The 18852-nt window shown below is 67.5% G+C and carries 16 protein-coding genes; 13 read left to right on the top strand and 3 right to left on the bottom strand.

Translation table 11 applies throughout. The features are described from left to right. Positions 1-960 carry a matrixin family metalloprotease gene (locus tag ARTB_RS16900; RefSeq protein WP_243181576.1) on the bottom strand — a complete coding sequence of 320 codons (960 nt, stop codon included), beginning with the start codon at positions 958-960 and terminating at the stop codon, positions 1-3. Further along, positions 960-2252, bottom strand: coding sequence for a VIT1/CCC1 transporter family protein (locus tag ARTB_RS16895; protein WP_028275623.1), 1293 nt, complete (start codon positions 2250-2252; stop codon positions 960-962). Before ARTB_RS16895 ends, ARTB_RS16900 begins: the two co-directional genes overlap by 1 nt. A gap of 234 nt (positions 2253-2486) precedes the next feature. Here ARTB_RS16895 and ARTB_RS16890 point away from each other — a divergent pair, with 234 nt between their 5' ends. Continuing rightward, the gene (locus ARTB_RS16890; RefSeq protein WP_243181574.1) at positions 2487-2723 is read left to right on the top strand and encodes a hypothetical protein; all 237 of its coding nucleotides are present in this window, start codon (positions 2487-2489) and stop codon (positions 2721-2723) included. Positions 2724-2844: 121 nt separating this feature from the next. On the opposite strand, the gene ARTB_RS16885 is transcribed toward ARTB_RS16890, so the two are convergent. Then, positions 2845-4368: a sodium:solute symporter gene (locus ARTB_RS16885; protein WP_243181573.1), complete on the bottom strand. Its 1524-nt coding sequence runs from the start codon at positions 4366-4368 to the stop codon at positions 2845-2847. A gap of 280 nt (positions 4369-4648) precedes the next feature. Between ARTB_RS16885 and ARTB_RS16880 the strand changes: the two genes are divergently transcribed. The 12 genes from ARTB_RS16880 (at position 4649) to ARTB_RS16825 (ending at position 18834) form a co-directional block, all read left to right on the top strand. Then, positions 4649-5224, top strand: a complete 576-nt coding sequence (locus ARTB_RS16880; RefSeq protein ID WP_028275626.1) for a helix-turn-helix domain-containing protein — start codon at positions 4649-4651, stop codon at positions 5222-5224. Positions 5225-5326: 102 nt separating this feature from the next. Further along, entirely contained in the window at positions 5327-6103 is a 777-nt protein-coding gene (locus tag ARTB_RS16875; RefSeq protein ID WP_243181572.1) for a hypothetical protein, read from the top strand. A 239-nt stretch (positions 6104-6342) separates the two neighbouring features. Continuing rightward, positions 6343-7788, top strand: a complete 1446-nt coding sequence (locus ARTB_RS16870; protein ID WP_243181571.1) for an ammonium transporter — start codon at positions 6343-6345, stop codon at positions 7786-7788. After that, positions 7785-8126, top strand: a complete 342-nt coding sequence (locus ARTB_RS16865) for a P-II family nitrogen regulator (RefSeq protein WP_028275628.1) — start codon at positions 7785-7787, stop codon at positions 8124-8126. Before ARTB_RS16870 ends, ARTB_RS16865 begins: the two co-directional genes overlap by 4 nt. A 92-nt stretch (positions 8127-8218) precedes the next feature. Beyond that, complete coding sequence (gene speB / locus ARTB_RS16860; RefSeq protein WP_243181570.1) at positions 8219-9298, top strand: agmatinase; 1080 nt, start codon at positions 8219-8221, stop codon at positions 9296-9298. Continuing rightward, on the top strand, positions 9295-10971 hold the full coding sequence (locus ARTB_RS16855) for a thiamine pyrophosphate-binding protein (protein ID WP_243181569.1): 1677 nt from the start codon (positions 9295-9297) through the stop codon (positions 10969-10971). Before speB ends, ARTB_RS16855 begins: the two co-directional genes overlap by 4 nt. A gap of 201 nt (positions 10972-11172) precedes the next feature. Beyond that, a complete protein-coding gene (locus ARTB_RS16850) occupies positions 11173-11658 on the top strand; it encodes a MarR family winged helix-turn-helix transcriptional regulator (protein ID WP_028275631.1) in 486 nt (161 codons plus the stop codon). 4 nt (positions 11659-11662) lie between these two features. Next, positions 11663-13765: an MDR family MFS transporter gene (locus ARTB_RS16845; protein ID WP_439954144.1), complete on the top strand. Its 2103-nt coding sequence runs from the start codon at positions 11663-11665 to the stop codon at positions 13763-13765. 326 nt (positions 13766-14091) lie between these two features. Next, entirely contained in the window at positions 14092-15825 is a 1734-nt protein-coding gene (locus ARTB_RS16840) for an ABC transporter ATP-binding protein (protein WP_028275633.1), read from the top strand. After that, positions 15822-17897: an ABC transporter ATP-binding protein gene (locus ARTB_RS16835; RefSeq protein WP_279294360.1), complete on the top strand. Its 2076-nt coding sequence runs from the start codon at positions 15822-15824 to the stop codon at positions 17895-17897. The genes ARTB_RS16840 and ARTB_RS16835 overlap by 4 nt, the downstream gene beginning before the upstream one ends. Before the next feature lie 149 nt (positions 17898-18046). Then, entirely contained in the window at positions 18047-18478 is a 432-nt protein-coding gene (locus tag ARTB_RS16830; RefSeq protein ID WP_243181568.1) for an acyl-CoA thioesterase, read from the top strand. A 59-nt stretch (positions 18479-18537) separates the two neighbouring features. Further along, entirely contained in the window at positions 18538-18834 is a 297-nt protein-coding gene (locus ARTB_RS16825) for a membrane protein (RefSeq protein WP_028275636.1), read from the top strand. The last annotated feature ends 18 nt before the right edge of the window (positions 18835-18852 follow it).

Here is an 18852-nt window from a genome sequence, read left to right as displayed (position 1 = left end):
TCAGAGATCCTTGCGGCACTGGGCGTGGCCGAGCTCGTAGAGTCCGTTCAGGTCGCCGGCGGCAAGCCCGTCCGGGGCTCCGATCTCGGGGTACATCAGCTGGGCCGGGTCATCGACATGCTCCAGGCCCATCACATGGCCGAGCTCGTGCAGGATCACGGCCGTGGCATAGGCCGCTCCCTCGGAGCGGTCCAGGTCTTCCGCGATTTGCGGGGCATCCAGCTCCAGGCTGCCGGTGACGAAGCTTTTGGGGCCGTCGCCGAAACTGAAGTGTGTGCTTCCGCCCGTGCCGATCACCGGGCCTTTGAGCTGCGGTGCCTGCTCCGGGGTGGTCCAGGCGATCAGCAGCGGCGCCCACCGGTCCCCGTAGAGATCCCTTTGGTAGGGCGCACGTGTGGGCGAGGGGGCCTCGGACGTGGGGCCGTCATTGATGAAGGCGATCCCGGTGGCCTCGGAGATCGTCCGGATCGAGTCGTCCACGAGCCGCTCGGCACCCGGCGGGGCCAGGGCGGCATTGATGACGTAGTGCAGCGGGCGGCACGGCGAGTAACCCACCGGAGTGCCGTCGTCATTCGTTGCGAGGAACTTGTACGAGGTGCTGGCGGCCTCCGGTTTCCGGGCCGCGCCGAGGGGGTGGTCCTGCTCCTCGAGCCCGGGCGGGGGAGTGTCCGTCCGGTCTTCGCCGGCCGGCACGGCAGGCTGGCCGGATTTCTGGCCGGCCTGCGGCTGTGCCTGCAGGTCACTGCCTGCCTTGTTTTCTGCACTGTGCCCTGCGTTGTTCCCCGTTCCTCGGGAGACCTCGAAGAGGCCCGTGAACCTCGGATCGCCGTAGACGAGTCCGGCGGTGAGGAAGGCGCCGGCGGCGATCACCGCGGCGGCGGCGAGGTTCCTGATGATCCGCAGCGCGGTGGCTCGCCGGCTGTGCCGAGGTCCGCGGTCCCGAAATTCAGGGCCGTCCACTAGCCAACCACGGCGCCGAAGGCCATGCCCAGCAGGTACGTCACGCCCGCGGCACCCATGCCGATGGCCAGCTGGCGCAGGCCACGGGTGGCGGGCGAGGTACCGGAGAGCAGGCCCACGACGCCGCCGGTAAGCAGCAGCGCCAAGCCGACGAGGGACGCGGAAACCACCAGTGCGGCGAGTCCTGTCATGCCCAGCAGGAAGGGAATGATGGGCACGATCGCGCCAGAGGCGAAGAAGCAGAAGCTCGACGCCGCCGCGCCCCAGGCGGTGCCGACCGCCTCGTGCTGGTCCTCGCTTTCGGGCAGTTCCGGACGCAGGGACAGGCTGGGATCGCAGTCGCAGTCCAGCAGGCCCATCCGCTCCGCGACGCGGTGCTCGGCGGCCTCCCGGGACATGCCGCGGGCCAGGTAGACGAGCAGGAGTTCGTTGTGCTCGATATCGAGCAGCGGCGCCGCCGCCAAGGTGATCTGGGTGGGTCGGGTCGCGGCGAGGAGCTCCCGCTGCGACCGCACGGAAATGAACTCGCCGGCCCCCATGGACAGTGCGCCGGCCAGCAGCCCGGCGACGCCGCTGAGGAGTACCACCTGGCTGCCCACGCCCGAGGCCGCCATGCCCATGACGAGGGACAGGTTGCTGACCAGCCCGTCGTTGGCGCCGAAGACGGCGGCGCGGAACGTTCCGGCCAGCCGGTTGCGGCCCCGGGTGGCCAGCCCGCGGACCACTTCTTCGTGGATCTGCTCGTCGGCGACCATGGCCGGGGTGGCGAAGGATTCGGTGGCGTACGGGGAGCGGCTCTCCGCCCGCTGGGCCAGGGCCAGGACGAAGACCGAGCCGAAGTGCCGGGCCAGGAAGCCCAGGAACCGGCTCCGGAGTGAGGCATGCCGGTCCTTGCCGGCGTGATCGCCCAGCAACTGGAGCCAGTGCGCTTCATGGCGTCCCTCGGCCTCGGCCAGCGCCAGCAGGATGGCGCGCTCCTCCCCGGCGCGGTTCTGCGCCAGGTCCCGGTAGACGGCCGCCTCGGCACGTTCATCGGCGAGATACTGTCGCCAGCGCTTGATGTCCGCTGCGCTGGGCGCTGCGCTCGCGTCTGTTGCGGGCGAGGGGCTCGGTGCGCTGACCGGAGCGGCAGTGGAGGGAGCCGCCCCGGGGGCAGCAGAAGCGTGCGGCGAGGCAGGGCGCGGGTCCGTATCGCGGACCGAAGAGGGCTGTGTCGGGTGGTGCTGCGAAGAATCGTTTCGGTCCGATTCGGTGTGCTGAGACACGAAAAACTCCTGGGTTTGGTCGGGCATGGTCCGGCCCCATTGCGACTCCAGACTACCCCGTATTTCCGCGCTTTTCCGGCTGGCAATCCTCAGTGGAAAGTTTAGGGAGGCCGTAACTGCCCGGCTCCGGCGGGCCCGCCCGCAGCCGCTTTCCGGCGGCAATTGTGAGCCCTTGACCGCCCGGGTCCGCGGTGTTCGAATGAAACCCAGGGCGGGCTCCCCGGGGCCTTGCCGCCACCGAAGCCGCATGGAGGTTGCATCATGGAGAGCGCCGCATCACATCCCATCCAGCCGGCCCGGGAGTCACTCGAGTCCGATCCCGCCTACGACTACGCCGAGGACGCGCCCGTCAGTGATGCCGCGGAGACCGAGGACGAGGAGCTTCTCGAAGAGGCCGACCGGCTCGTTCCCCTGGACGCGGAAGACTTCCTGGGCGACGAGAAGCCGGTGGTGCCCGTGGAAGGTGAGGAATTCCTTGCGCCGGAGGAAAATGAGTGATCCTCCCGCGGCCCGTTAAGGTGCCTAAAGGCCGACGGCGGCGCCCCCGAAAGGGGAGCGCCGCCGTCGACCTTTAACTCGCGGATATGACTTGCGGTCTAGACCCTGCCGGGCCTGGGCCCTAGTGCGTGAGGGCCGGGACCTTTTCTTCCTCGGCCGCGCCGCCGGCGACACGCCGGCGCCAGTTCTGCATGACCGCGGGATCCGTCGGCTTGGTCAGCAGCGAGACCGCGATGTAGACGACTGCGGAAGCCGCCAGGCCGTAGTAGATGGGCTCGTTGGCGTAGATGCCGTCCAGCGGAACCTCGGCGTTGATTTCCAGGATGATCATGGTGCCGAGCGTGATGACCGAGCCCACCGCCATGGACGCCGCGGCGGCGACGCCGGTGCCGCGCTTCCAGACCAGGCCGCCAAGGATGGCCACGAGCAGGCCGCCAACCAGGATGTCGTACGCAATGGTCAGGGCCGCGACAACGTCCTTGGTGACGATGGCGATCACGATTGCCACGACGCCCAGGCCCAGGACCCACATGCGGTTGGCCTTGACGTCGTGTTCCGGGTTGTCGGTGTCATCGGTGTTGACCGTCTTGCCGAACCAGCCGGCAACGAACGGCAGCACATCGGCGCGGGCCACGGTGGCGGCCGCGATCAGGGCGCCGGAGGCGGTGGACATCATGGCAGCGACGGCGGCGGCCAGCACGAGGCCGCCGATGCCGATGGGCAGCAGGTGGGTGGCGACCTCGGCGTAGACGACATCCTTGCCCAGGGCCTTGACGTCGATCTGCGGCAGGGCCACCCGGGCGCCGAGGCCGATCAGGGCGCCGGCAGCGCCGTAGAGGATGCAGTAGATGCCGGCCGTGGCGCCGCCCCAGCGGGCAACTTCAGGTGTCTTGGCGGTGAACACACGCTGCCAGATGTCCTGGCCGATCAGCAGGCCGAGGGTGTAGACCACAAAGTACGTGATGATCGTCTGGGCGCCGATGCCGTCGATCTGGAAGAAGGTGGCGTCCACCCGGCTGCGGATCCCGTCGAGGCCGCCGGCGGCGTTGAGCGTGAACGGCAGCATCAGGAAGAAGATGCCGACCGTCTTGATGACGAACTGGACCTGGTCGGCCAGCGTGATGGACCACATGCCGCCGATGGTCGAGTACACCAGCACGATGGCCCCGCCGACGGCGATCGCGAGGGCGCGGTCCCAGCCGAAGAGCACCACGAAGATGGTGGCGTAGGCGCCCGTGGAGGTGGCGCAGAGCATCAGCGTGTAGGCAAGCATGACGATGCCCGAGGTCTGCGTGGCGTTGCTGCCGTAGCGCAGGGTCAGCATCTGGGAGACGGTATAGATCTTCAGCTTCTGGATGGTGCTGGCGAAGAGCAGGCTCAGCAGCAGGACGCCGGCGCCGATTGCGACGACGAGCCACATGCCGGAGATGCCGAACTTGTAGCCCAGGCCCACGCCGCCGACGGTCGAGGCACCGCCCAGGACGACGGCGGCCATGGTTCCGGTGTAGAGGAACGGGCCGAGGCGGCGGCCGGCGACGAGGAAGTCGCTATTGTTCTTAGTGCGGGACTTGCCCCACCATCCGAACGCCAGCATGGCGGCCAGGTACACCACCACGATTGCGATGTTGACGAAAGTTGCGTCCATATAAAGGCTCCTTGGAGCTGGTTGACAGCGGATGCGGGCCTGCCGGGCCTCAACAGTATGTTCGGCAAGGCCGCTGCTGCGGGAAGTGGTTAGAGGAGGATTTCCGTCGGAACCCCCCGTATTGCCTAATAGGCAACACATGTTGCCAAAGGGTATGTTGTGACGCCGGTAACAGTCAAGACGCAGGGCGTGGTGCCGCCGCCTCCGCGTCACGAAGGCCCGCTCCCGCTAGGATTGCTCCAATGATGGGGCCAAGCGGCCGGCCGTGAAAGGTTCCTAAATGAAGGCTCTACCAGTTGAACCGAGCAATGTTCCCGTTGCCATCGGTTCGCGGATCCGCGCGGCCAGACAGTCCCAGCGGCTCACGATTGAACAGGTCGCAGACGCCACCGGGCTCACCAAGGGATTCCTGAGCCGGGTCGAGCGGGATCTCACCTCGCCCTCGGTTGCCTCCCTGGTGACGCTGTGCCAGGTTCTGTCCATCTCCATTGGCGACCTCTTCGCCGCACCCGAAACGCACCTCACGAAGCAGAATGAGGGCCCCCGAATCTCCCTCGGCGGCGAGGGGATCGTCGAGCGGCTGCTGACCGCGCGCTCCGAGCGCCGCGTCCAGATCATCCAGGCCGTGATCGAGCCGCGCGGGCGCGGCGAGTCCGAGCTCTATGCCGTGGACTGCGACGTCGACGTCCTGCATGTGGTCAAGGGCAGCATCCGCCTGATCCTCACCAATGAGGAATTCGAGCTCAGCGCCGGGGACACCGTGACGTTTCCCGGCCGGGAACCGCACACGTGGGTGAATCCCACGGACGACGCCGTCGAGGTGCTGTGGGTGCTCGTGCCCGCCGCCAGCCGCTGAGGGCATGAACGCATCCGCAACCACCGCAAAAGTATCCGCACGGCGCAGGCCGGAGATACACAGGACGAGCCGAAGCCGCTCGCGTCATCAACTGGGGGATCCATGAACCGCAACCACGTCTTTCCGTCCCTGGCCGTGGCCGCCGCGCTCGCGGCCGCCCTTGGCCTAAGCTCGTGCGCCGCCCCGGGCCAGCGGGCCGGCGAAGCGGCAAGCGGTCCCGCCGGTGAAACCGCGGCCCCGGCGCAGCAGGAATCCGGCGCGGCCGCCACGACCGCCTCCTCCGCCGCTTCGGCCCTGCCCTCGGCTGCCCCGAGCGCCTCCGCTACGCCCGTCCCGGCCGCACCCACGGCCACGGCCAGCGCGGTGGCCGGCGTGAAAACCTTCACCTTCCCGGACGGGCACCTCTCCTTCTCCTATCCGAGCAGCTGGTCCGTCCGGTTGGTGGGCTCGCCCGGGAACGCGGCCAAGCTGCGGGGCCTGCAGGCGGTCATCGCCGACGCCACCGGCAACGAACTGGCTTCCATCACCAGCAGCACCAGCGCCAGCAACGCCTCCGGCCCGGTGGCCCGCACCGTGCTGGACACCGCCCCGGTGCCGGGGCTGAAAGATGTGGACGGCGAACAGCTGGCCTTCGGCTTCGCGTTCGATTCCCTTGCCGACCAGTCCGATTTCCACATGAGCGTGCGCAAGCAACGCGACTTCGCGTCCGCGGTCTCTGACTCCGGCTCCGCCTACGTCAGCTTCGCCAACGGCGGGGCGGAAGCCAATGTGCTCTTCGGCAGCCCGGCGTTTGCCTCTGTCGACGCCGCCAAAGCCTGGATGACCACGGAGCAGTACAGCCAGCTCAAGCGCCTGCTGCTCACCCTCAAGTACAGCTGACCTCCCTTTTCTTGGTGAGATCGGCCGTGGTGAGATGTACGTCACATCCCGGCAATCTGCCGGAAACGGCAATTTAATGCCCGGAGCCGGCACGTAACGTGCCCGCAAGAATGGGAAAGCCTTCCCGAAACACGCCGTGAGTAGCGTCAACGGCGGGGGACGCTCGTCAGTCCCAAACGTCACATGGTCTCGCCGCATCGGCGCCCTCGGAGCGCCGGCACTCGAGGAAGGCTCCCGCTATGAAGTTCTCTGTGCTTGCAGTAGGAATGACAACGGATCCGCAGGTCCTTGACCCCGGATCGACCGCGTGGATGCTCACGGCATCCGCTCTGGTCCTCCTGATGACCCCCGGTCTTGCGTTCTTCTACGGCGGGCTCGTCAGAATGAAGTCCGTCCTCAACATCATGATGATGAGCTTCGGCGCCATGGGCGTTGTGGGCGTCGTCTGGGCCCTGTGGGGCTATGGCCTGGCATTCGGCCCGGATGCGCTGGGAGGATTCGTCGGGGATCCCTTCACCAACTTCGGCCTGAGCGGGCTGACCACCAGCATCGGCTCCAAGGCGGCAGGCCTGCCGGACATGATCTTCGTCGGCTTCCAGGCCACGTTCGCCATCATCACCGTCGCACTGATCAGCGGCGCGGTGGCCGAGCGCGTCCGGTTCGGCCCCTGGCTCCTCTTTGCGGCCCTTTGGGTCACGCTCGTTTACGCGCCGATCGCGCACTGGGTCTGGGGCGGCGGCATCTTCGGACCTACCGGCATCATCGGCAGCAAGATCTCGGCCCTCGACTTCGCCGGCGGCACGGTGGTCCACATGAACGCAGGCATTGCCGGACTCATGCTTGCCGTGGTTCTGGGCAAGCGGCTCGGCTTCATGAAAGACCCCAACATCCGTCCGCACAACCTGCCGTTCGTGATGCTCGGCGCAGGGCTGCTCTGGTTCGGCTGGTTCGGCTTCAACGCCGGTTCGGAACTCGCCGCCGACGCCACGGCCGCCCTGGCCTGGACCAACACGCTGCTCGCCACCAGCGCCGCCCTGCTGGGCTGGCTGCTCGTGGAGCGGCTTCGCGACGGGCATGCCACCTCGCTCGGCGCCGCCTCGGGAGCCGTCGCGGGACTCGTGGCGGTCACCCCGGCCTGCGGATTCATCGACCCCATCGGCGCCATCCTGATCGGCGTGATCGCCGGTGCCGTCTGCGCGCTCGCCGTCGGGCTGAAGTTCAAGATCGGGCTCGACGACTCCCTGGACGTCGTGGCCGTGCACTTCGTCGGCGGCCTGTGGGGGACCCTGGCCCTCGGATTCTTCGCGCTTCCGTCCACCAAGACGGCCGGCGGCCTGTTCTACGGCGGCGGCCTGGCGCAGTTCTGGCCACAGATTCTCACCGCCCTGATCGTCACGGCATGGAGCGCCGCCATGACCACGCTGATTGGCTTCGCGATCCACAAGAGCATCGGCATGCGCGTTTCCGAGGCCGACGAGCTCTCCGGCATTGACGTGACGGAGCACGCCGAAACGGCGTATGAACTCCTCATGGTCGGCGGCAGCTTCCACCCCGGTGACCCGCATGCCCGGACTGATGCGGCCGAGGCCCACGCCGGGACCCCGGCCGGGACCCAGGCCGAAGTCCCAGCCGGGACCAAAGCCGAGGCCGAGGGTGAGGCCGTCCGCGGCAGGGTATCGTCATGAAGCTCGTCACGGCGATTGTGCGGCCGGAGCGGGTCGCGGCCGTTAGCGCGGCCCTGGAGCGGGCCGGGGTCAACGGCCTGACCGTGAGCCAGGCCAGCGGCTACGGCCGGCAACGGGGCCATACCGAGGTGTACCGGGGCGCCGAATACAACTCGGACCTGCTGCCCAAGGTGCGGCTCGAAGTCCTGGTCGACGAGGGCGCCCTCGGCGCCGTCATGGCTGCCATTGAAGAGGGCGGGCGCACGGGCCGCTTCGGCGATGGCAAGATCTGGATTATCGAGGTGCGCGACGCCGTCCGCGTCCGCACGGGGGAGCGGGGCGCGTCGGCCATCGCCTGAAGTGGTTGGTAAACAAATGATGCGCAATACGAAACTTCGAGTGTATGATGGCTGTCACAACCGTCGGTCAATCCTCGAAGGAGAGGCTTCTTTTGGAAGAGCTGCGCATCGAGGCCAATGGCAACCTTGGCCCTATCGATTCATCCCGCGTCCCACGCTACGCCGGGGCTGCCACATATGCCCGCCTGCCGCGCCTGGACCAGGTGGCCAAGGCAGACGTCACGGTGGTCGGCGTGCCGTTCGACACCGGCGTCTCCTACCGCCCCGGCGCCCGCTTCGGGGCCAACCACATCCGCGAGGCCAGCCGCCTGCTGCGGCCGTACAACCCGGCCTGGGACGTCAGCCCCTTCGAGAACATCCAGGTTGCCGACGCCGGCGACATGGCGGTCAACCCCTTCAACATCAACGACGCCATCGAAACCATCCAGCAGAACGCCCTGGACCTGACGGCGTCGGGCAGCAAGCTCGTTACCCTCGGCGGCGACCACACCATCGCCCTGCCGCTGTTGCGCGCCGCCGCCGAGCGCGCCGGCGGCCCCATTGCCATGCTGCACTTCGACGCGCACCTGGACACCTGGGATACCTACTTCGGCGCCGAGTACACCCACGGCACACCCTTCCGCCGCGCCGTCGAGGAAGGCATCCTGGACACCGAGGCCATCAGCCACATCGGCACCCGCGGTCCGCTCTACGGCAAGAAGGACCTCGACGACGACCACCGCTTCGGCTTCGGCATCGTCACCTCCGCCGACGTCTACTACCAGGGCGTCCTGGAGACGGTCGCCAAGGTCCGGGACCGGATCGGCAACCGCCCGCTCTATATCTCCGTGGACATCGACGTCCTTGACCCCGCGCACGCCCCGGGCACCGGCACACCGGAAGCCGGGGGCATCACGAGCCGCGAGCTGCTGGAAATCATCCGCGGGTTCCGCGGCATGAACCTCGTCGGTGCCGACGTCGTCGAGGTCGCCCCGGCGTACGACCACGCCGAGATCACCGGTGTGGCGGCAAGCCACGTCGCCTACGAACTCGTGACACTGATGGCGGACCGCGCCGTCGAAGGGGACCGCTTCGGCAGCCCGAACGGCTACGCTGCCCAGGCCCTCGGCCAGGAATCCCACCGCCCCGCCGGCATCGGCTCCCCTGTGGCATCGCCGGTGGCTTCGCGATGACCGGCGTGCGCAACGGCGGGGACCTCGTCGTCGAGACCCTTGAGGCGCTCGGCGCCAAGACGGTCTTCGGCATCCCGGGCCAGCACGCCCTGGGCCTGTTCGACGCGATGGGCCGCGGGAACCTGCACTTCGTCTCCTCCCGGGTTGAAAACAACTCGGCCTTCGCCGCCGACGGCTACTCCCGCGCCACCGGCGAAGTCGGCGTGCTGTTCCTGTCCACCGGTCCGGGCGCGCTGACGTCCCTGGCCGGGCTGCAGGAGGCTTACGCCACCGGAGTTCCCATGGTGGTCGTGGCCAGCCAGATCCCGCTCGAGGGCCTTGGTGCCCGGCGCAAGGGCATGCTGCACCAGCTCGATGACCAGAAGGCCTCGGCCGCGAACGTCACCAAGTCCCAGCGGCTGATCCAGCACGCCTCCGGCATCCCCTCGGCCATCCAGGATGCCTGGACCGAGGCGATCTCCTCGCCGCAGGGCCCCGTGTGGCTCGAAATCCCGCAGAACGTCCTGCTGGACCCCATCATGGTGCCTCCCGTGGAGGACGCCCTCGCCGAAGCGGCCGACAACCCGCCCCGCGTGGAGCTGGTCCGCGAAGCCGTGAAATGGCTCTCGACGGCGGAACGTCCCGCCATCATCGCCGGCGGCGGCACCCGCCGCGGCCATGCCGAAAAGTCGCTGCTCTCGATTGCGGAGAAGCTGCGGGCGCCGGTCATCTGCACCCCGGGCGGCAACGGCGCGTTCCCGTGGAGCCATGAGCTCTCCCTGCAGTCCTGGATCGAAGACCAGTACATGACGGAGGTGCTCGAGGATGCCGACGTGCTGATCGTCATCGGCTCCTCCCTGGGCGAGGTCACCTCCAACTACTTCACCTTTGAACCTCGCGGCCGGATCATCCAGATCGACGCCGAGCCCCGCGTCCTGGAGTCCAACCGCCCGGGACTGGGCATCCGGGCGGACGCCGGCCAGGCCCTGGCCGCCCTCGACGCAGCCCTGACTGAACCGCACGGCGAACGCGCCGACTGGCACGGCACGGCTCCCGAGGTGCTCGTCAAGGACACCCTGGCCAAGGTCAAGGCCCGGCTCGAGTCCCAGGACCTCGGCAAGGAACTGAAGTTCATGGCCGACATCCGCGAGGCCGTTCCCGCAGCCATGCAGACGTTCTGGGACATGACCATCTCGGCCTACTGGGGCTGGAGCTGCTGGGATGCCCGCGGCGGCCAGTTCCACTCCGCGCAGGGCGCCGGCGGGCTGGGCTTCGGCTTCCCCGCGGCGATCGGCGGCGCCGTCGGGCTTGAAACCACCGGCACTTCCGCCGGCGCATCTGCCGGACACGCCAGAGTGCTGGCCGTCTCCGGCGACGGCTCGGCGATGTACTCCATCTCCGAGCTCGCCACCGCGAAGCAGCACAACGTCCCGGTCACCTGGCTCATTGTGGACGACGGCGGCTACGGCATCCTGCGCGAATACATGGTCGGCGCCTTCGGCAAGGCCACGGCCACGGAGCTCGCCCGCCCCGACTTCGTCAAGCTGGCAGAGTCCTTCGGCGTCCCGGCTGTCCGGGTTCCTCCGGAGGACGTCGGGGACGCCCTGAAGGCGGGCTTCGCCGCGGACGGCCCCAACGTCGTCGTCGTCGAAACGCTGCTCCAGATGTTCGGCCCCACCCACCTGGCCACGTAGCCGGACCAACACCACAGCAGCAGCTGCACAGCGCGGACCGGCCGGGTCTGCCCCTCACCGCGAGGGGCAGGCCCGGCCGGTCCGCGTTTGCTATTTAAGGGGCTTTCGGGGCCGCGCGGCACCCCCACGAGAGAGTTAGTTTCCCGAAGTAACCATTTTCGTATATAGTTGCCTAGGGCAAACAAAAGAGGGGTGTCCATCATGTCAGTTGAATCCAACGCTGCAGCCAGACTCGTGTACCAGATCTTCGATCTCCAGCGCGCGGTCCGTTGCGTTGCCGCCGCCAGTCTGCGCGGGCAGGACACCGGAGTGGCGCTTCAGGGCGTTCTGCGCTTTGTGGGGGAGGGCGAATCCCGGGCCACGCATCTTGCGGAGCGGCTCGGCGTCAGCGCCCCGGTCCTCAGCCGGCACATCGCCGACCTCGAAGAGCACGGCTATGTGGTCCGCCGGCCGGACCCGGAAGACGGCCGCGCGCAGCTGATCGCGCTGTCCGCCGCCGGCACGGAGAAACTGCGTGTCATCGAGGACCAGCGGACGGCCACCATCCAGGACCTGCTGCAGGACTGGAGCCAGGATGACGTCGAACTGACGGCGCGCACCCTCGAAAAACTTGCTGAGTCCCTCAGGACCTCAGCCCGGGCAACGACGGCCGGATCCACGAATACGACCGAAATTGTTGAGGAGTAGATATATGGCTAGCCACGCCGCCGCCACAGGGCCGTCCCCGGCCCCGTCGGACGTTGCGCAGGGGGCATCCCGCGCATCCCAGACCGCCGCAGAACCTGTGGCGATGACCCACCGCCAGATCATGGAGGCCCTCACCGGCCTGCTGGCGGCGTTCTTCACCGCCATCCTGAGCAGCACGATCGTCGCCAACGCGCTGCCCACCATCATGTCCGAACTCAAGGGCACCCAGACGGACTTCGCCTGGGTGATCACCGCCGCGCTCCTGGCCAACGCGGCAACCACCCCGATCTGGGGCAAGCTCGCGGACCTCTTCAACAAGAAGGTCCTCGTCCAGCTGAGCATCGTGATCTTCGTGGCGGGCTCCGTTATGGCCGGCCTGTCCGAGACCATCCCGCTGCTGCTGACCGCCCGTGTCATCCAGGGCATCGCCATGGGCGGCCTCACCGCCCTGGCCCAGGCCATCATCGGCTCCATGATCCCGCCGCGCGACCGCGGAAAGTACTCCGGCTACATGGGCGGCGTCATGGCCGTGGGCACGGCAGGCGGCCCGCTGCTCGGCGGCTTCATTGTCGACAGCCCGCTGGGGTGGCGCTGGACCTTCTTCGTCTGCGTCCCGCTCGCGGTGGTCGCACTCATCCTGCTGCAGGTCACCCTCAAGATCCAGCACGTCAAGCGCCCCGCCAAGATCGACTGGCTCGGCTCCATCCTGTTGACGTCCGGCGTCAGCCTGCTGCTCATCTGGGTCTCCTTCGCCGGCAATCCCGACTACTACGACTGGTGGTCGTGGCAGACGGTCGCCATGGTGGGCGGCGGCATCGTGCTCCTTGGCCTGCTCGTGCTGGTGGAATCCAAGGTCGCCCAGCCGATCATCCCGCTCAAGATCATCTCTGAGCGGACCACCGCCCTCGCAATCCTCGCCTCGGTGGCCGTCGGAGTGGGCATGTTCGGCTCCTCGACCTTCCTTGGCCAGTACTTCCAGGTGGCACGCGGCGCCACCCCCACCGAGGCCGGCCTGCTCACGCTGCCCATGATCGCCGGCAACCTCATCGGGTCGGTCGCCTCCGGCATGCTGATCAGCCGCACCGGCAAGTGGAAGCGGTACCTCGTGGCCGGCGCCATCTTGCTGATCGGCGGCCTGGGCCTGGCCGGCAGCATGGACCACACCACTGACCTGTGGATGACCGGTATCTACACCGCCATCCTCGGCGTCGGCCTGGGCCTGCTGATGCAGAACCTCGTCCTCGCCGTCCAGAACACGGTCCAGGCCAAGGACATCGGCACGGCCAGCGCCTCTGTGGCCTTCTTCAGGTCCGTCGGCGGTGCGATCGGCGTCTCGGTCCTCGGCGCCGTGCTGGGCAACCGGGTCAAGGAGCTCGTCGTGGAGGGGCTGGCTTCGGCCGGCATCCAGGTTCCCGCCGGATCCGCGGGGGCCAGCATGGACCTCAAGGACATGCCGGCACCGATCCGCGACATCATGCGGGCCGCCTACGGCGACGCGATCGCCGAGGTCTTCCTGATCTCCGCAGTTGTCGGCCTCGTGGCGCTGGTGGCCATCCTGTTCATCAAGGAACGCCCGCTGCGCCGCACGGTCGACGTGCGGCCGGAACCCGCCGAACTCGCAGGGGACGCCCCGGATACCGGGATGGCCGCGATGGCCGGTGCTACGGCCCCGGCTCTGGGAAACACGGGTTACACCAGGACCACAGGGAACGACGCCGTCGGGGCAGCGCCGTCTGCCGGAACCAGCATCGTTGACCTGGACCGGGAATTCATCGAGGTGCTCAGCCGGGACCGCGCCGAATCCCGCTTCCCCGATGCCGCCCGCCAGCGGACCCGGACCTTGGTGGCCGAGGACCGGCCCGAGGCCGCCGACATCGTACCTGTGATGCTCCAGACCCAGCAGCTCCTCGCGGAGCAGCAACTGCTGCTGGCGGACGCCCTGCGCGCCGTGCACGAGCAGGCCGCCGAGCAGCGTGCGATCGCCACGGAACAGGCCCGGGTTGCCGGGGAGCTCACGGCCCTGCGCCGGCAGCTCGCCAAGCAGCGCAAGATGCAGCGCGCGGCTGCCGACTACATCGCTACCCACGGCCGCCACCGGACCGGGTAGCGCCGGCTCACAGTACCGGACCGCTGAGGCTCCGCGGCCGCCCGAGGGGGCGGCTGCGGGGCCTTCGTGCAGCAAGACGGTTGCGGGGGGAGACCACAGGAGCCGCCTAAGTACGCCGTTTGGATGATATTCAGCTCCCGATGTTCCTCCCGGACGAGGGATTTCGTAGAGTTGGGTGGCTAAGGCTGTCGGTCCCATGGGCTAGTCTCCAATCAGCCTTCCAATAAACTTCACTATTTAGCTCTCCCCATACTTTGTTCTCCCCATAATTTGCTCTCCCCAAATTTGGTCTCCCTATAATTCAGTCTTCGTAAGGACTCGTGGGCATGCTCGTTACCCTCATGCGGCGCTATTCCAAGCCGTATCTGCCATACATCGCGGCTGTGGTCATCTTCCAGCTGGCCTCGACCATCGCGGCTCTGTACCTCCCCAGCCTCAATGCCCAGATCATCGACGAGGGCGTCTCCCGCGGCGACACGGACTACATCTGGCGCACCGGCGGCGTCATGCTCGGCGTCGCGCTGATCCAGGTGGCCACCGCGATCGCCGGCGTCTACTTCGGCTCGAAGGCGGCGATGGCGTTCGGCCGGGACCTGCGCCGCGGCGTGTTCCGCAAGGTGAGCAGCTTCTCAGCGCGGGACGTCAACCTCTTCGGCGCCCCCACCCTGATCACCCGGGGCACCAACGATGTGCAGCAGGTCCAGATGCTCATGCTCATGGCACTGAACTTCATGGTGGCCACACCCATCATGTGCATCGGCGGGATCTTCATGGCCCTGCGCGAGGACCTCAACCTGTCCTGGCTCGTCTGGGTGTCCGTGCCCCTGCTCGTGGTCGTGGTGGGCTACCTCGTGGTCCGCCTGATGCCGCTCTTCCGTTCCATGCAGGAGAAGATCGACCGGCTCAACGGTGTCCTCCGCGAGCAGATCATCGGCATCCGCGTGGTCCGGGCCTTCGTGCGCGAACCCCACGAGGCCGAGCGCTTCGGCGCGGCCAACCAGGACCTCACCGACGTCTCGCTGAAGATCGGTTCCCTGTTTGTGCTGATGTTCCCCGCCATCGGCATGATCCTGCACATCTCCACGGCCGCTGTGCTCTGGTTCGGTGGCCAGCGCGTCGATGCCGGCGAGATGCAGGTCGGCTCGCTGACGGCCTTCCTCCAGTACCTCCTGCAGATCCTCATGGCCGTCATGATGGGCACCTTCATGGCCATGATGATTCCCCGCGCCTCGGTCTGCGCCGACCGGATCGGTGAAGTGCTCGACGTCGAGCCTTCCATCCACGAATCGCTCACCCCGGTGGCGCCTGCGGCAAAGGCCGGCCGCGTCGAATTCCGCAACGTGACCTTCGCCTACCCTGGCGCTGAAGCTCCCGTGCTCAGCAACATCAGCTTTACGGCCGAGCCCGGACAGACCGTGGCGATCATCGGCTCCACCGGCGCCGGCAAGTCCAGCCTGCTGGCCCTGCTCCCGCGGCTGTACGACGCCGAGTCGGGCGAGGTCCTGCTCGACGGCGTCCCCGTCACCCAGCTGGACCGCGCCGAGATCACGCAGCGCGTGGCCATGGTGCCGCAGCGGCCCTACCTGTTCTCCGGAACCATTGAGCACAACCTGCGCTTCGGCAAGCCCGAGGCCACGGACTCGGACCTGTGGGAGGCACTGACGGTCGCCCAGGCCGCGGAGTTCGTGCGCGAAAAGAAGGGCGGCCTCGCAGCGCGGATCGCCCAGGGCGGCACCAACGTCTCCGGCGGCCAGCGGCAGCGGCTGTGCATCGCCCGCGCGCTCGTCACCGAACCCAAGGTCTTCCTGTTCGACGATTCGTTCTCGGCCCTTGACGTCGCCACCGACGCCAGGCTCCGCCGGGCGCTCAAGGCCAAGACGGCCGATGCCACAGTGATCATCGTCGGCCAGCGGGTGTCCACCATCGCCGATGCGGACCAGATCCTCGTGCTGGACAACGGCCGGATCGTGGACCGCGGAACACATGAGGAACTGTTGGAAAGCTCCAGCACCTACCAGGAAATCGTCGAATCCCAGCTGAGCGCGGAGGCAGTGGCATGAGCACCAACGAGAAAGTCTCCAGCACGCCGGCCTCCGCAGCCGGCCAGGCCGCTGCCGATACGGACGCCACCGACCTGATCGAAGATGACTTCATCGAGGAGGAGTACACGCCCGGCGAGGCCGACGGCGGCATGTTCGGTGCCGTGCCGGCCAAGAAGGCCCAGCACTTCTGGCCCTCGGCCAAACGGCTCATGGGGCTGCTGAAGCCCGAGCGCGCCGGTATCACCGCCGTGCTCGCCATGGTGACGGTCGCCGTCGTCCTCAACGTCATTGCCCCGAGGATCCTGGGCCAGGCGATGGACGTGATCTTCGCCGGAGTGGTCGGCAAGCAGCTCCCGGCCGGGGCCACCAAAGAACAGTTCATCGAAGGACTGCGCTCCCAGGGCCAGGACAACTTTGCCGACATGCTCGCCAAGATGGACGTCGTGCCGGGCGCCGGCATCGATTTCCAGAAGCTCGCGTTCCTCATCAGCGTGGTGCTGGTGATGTACTTCGTGGCCAACATCTTCCTCTGGCTCCAGGGCTATGTCCTCAACGTGCTGGTCATGCGCGTGGTCCGCACGCTGCGCGATGACACCGAGAAGAAACTCAACAAGCTGCCGCTGAACTACTTCGATACCCGCCAGCGCGGCGACATCCTTTCCCGCGTCACGAACGACGTCGACAACATCCAGCAGGCGCTCCAGCAGGCCTTCGCCCAGCTCGTGAACTCGGCCCTGACGGTCATCGGGATCGTGATCATGATGTTCATCGTGTCCTGGCAGCTGGCCCTGATCGCGCTCGTCGCCCTGCCGCTCTCCGGCGTGGCAGCCGGCATCATTGGCGCCCGCAGCCAGAAACTCTTCGCCGCCCAGTGGAAGAACACCGGCGAGCTCAACGGCCAGATCGAGGAATCGTTCTCCGGCCATGACCTCGTCCGCGTGTTCGGCCGCGACGCCGACATGCTGGCCCGCTTCGACGAGCGCAACGAGGAACTCTACAAGGCCAGCTTCGGAGCCCAGTTCGTCTCCGGCATGATCATGCCGGTCATGCAGTTTGTCTCCTACCTCAGCTATGTCGGGATCGCCGTCGTCGGCGGACTGCGCGTGGCCTCGGGCAGCATGAGCCTGGGCGACGCCACGGCGTTCATCCAGTACTCACGCGAATTCACCCAGCCGCTGGGCCAGATGGCCGGCATGGCCAACATGCTGCAGTCCGGTGTCGCCTCCGCCGAGCGGGTCTTTGAATTCCTCGACGCCGACGAACAGGACGCCGAGACCGCCACCGAGCACCTCCCGGCCAAGACCGACGGGCACGTCGAGTTCAAGCACGTCACCTTCAGCTACACGCCGGACAGGCCGCTGATCGAAGACCTGTCCTTCACGGCCGAACCCGGACACACCGTGGCGATCGTGGGACCGACCGGGGCGGGCAAGACCACCCTCGTCAACCTCGTGATGCGCTTCTACGAGCTCAACTCCGGCGGCATCACCCTGGACGGTGTGGACATCACCCGGCTGAGCCGTTCGGAGCTGCGCGCCAAGGTGGGCATGGTGCTGCAGGACGCCTGGCTGTTCGGCGGAACCATCTACGAGAACATCCGCTACGGCAAGCTGGACGCCACCGAAGAACAGATCATGGCGGCGGCCAAGGCCACGTTCGTGGACCGCTTCGTCCGGGCGCTGCCGGAGGGCTACAACACGGTGATCGACGAAGAAGGCAACAACGTCAGTGCCGGCGAAAAGCAGCTGATCACCATCGCCCGGGCCTTTGTGGCGAACCCGTCGCTGCTGATCCTGGACGAGGCCACGAGTTCCGTGGATACCCGCACCGAAGCCCTGGTCCAGAAGGCCATGGCGGCGCTGCGGACGGAACGCACCAGCTTCGTCATCGCCCACCGCCTCTCCACCATCCGGGACGCGGACACCATCCTTGTTATGGAGGACGGGCAGATCGTCGAGCAGGGCCGGCACGCCCAACTGCTGGCCCTGCAGGGCGCGTACTACCGGCTGTACATGTCCCAGTTCGCCGGCGAGGACGCAGACTCTGCCGTGGCGGATTCCGCGGAGGACGCGACGGCGGTGCACAGCTGAGCGCCGCAGGCCCCGCCGGGAAGAGCACAGCCGGCGGGCACGGGCCCGGCAGGGAGAGCGCAGGCACAGCCGCGGGCCCCGCCGGCAAGGGTGCAGCCGCTGGGGAGAACACATCCACGGAGCCCTGGCGCCTCGAGGTGGGCGTGCCGATGCGCTGGAGCGACATGGATGCCTACGGGCACATCAACAACGTCCAGATTGTCCGGATCCTCGAAGAAGCACGGATCGCGGCGTTCGGCCCGCCCCGGGGGCCCGGGCTGCCGGGAACCGAACCGCTGGTGCCGCTCTTCAATGAAATTCCGGAAGGGACGCTGGCGCTCGTGGTGGAGCACAAGATCAGGTACGTCAGGACCCTTGAGTACCGGAACGTGCCCGCCGTCGTCCAGTTGTGGATCGGCGCGGTCAAGGGCGCCAGCTTTGACATCCACTACCTGGTGCAGGATCCCGTCACGCGCGAGGACTGCGTCCGGGCCACGAGCCATCTCGCCTTCGTGGACGAGGCAACCGGCCGGGTTCTGCGGCTGACGCCCGAACAGAAGGACCGGCTGGCCCCCTACACCCCTGCCCACCCGGTCCAATAGCCTCTACCACGGTGCCGGTAGGGCTCCTAGAATGAACAACTCCGACGCTAAAAGGAGGCGTGGTCGTTGTGAACATGGGCCAGAACATGCACAAGAAGCACACCCGCAAGAAGAAGTGGAACGAACTCTCGCCGATTGCACGGTTCGGAACCATCGCCGCTGCCATCGTCCAACTCTCGCTGCTGGTCGCGGCCCAGACGGACATCAGCCGACGCCCGTCTGCGCAGATCCGCGGCAGCAAGGCCATGTGGCGGCTTGCCACGCTGGTGAATTTCATCGGTCCGGCCACGTATTTCACCTTCGGCGTGAAGCGCCGGCCCGGCGCGAAACCGAGTCTGCTGCCCGCCCGTCCGTAATCTACTGGCCGGTAGTTT

The sequence above is a fragment of the Arthrobacter humicola genome (genome assembly GCF_022803015.1).
Classification (GTDB): Bacteria; Actinomycetota; Actinomycetes; order Actinomycetales; family Micrococcaceae; genus Arthrobacter; species Arthrobacter humicola_A.
The sequence above is the reverse complement of the archived record's forward strand: the minus strand, read 5'-3'. Positions and strand labels throughout refer to the sequence as shown.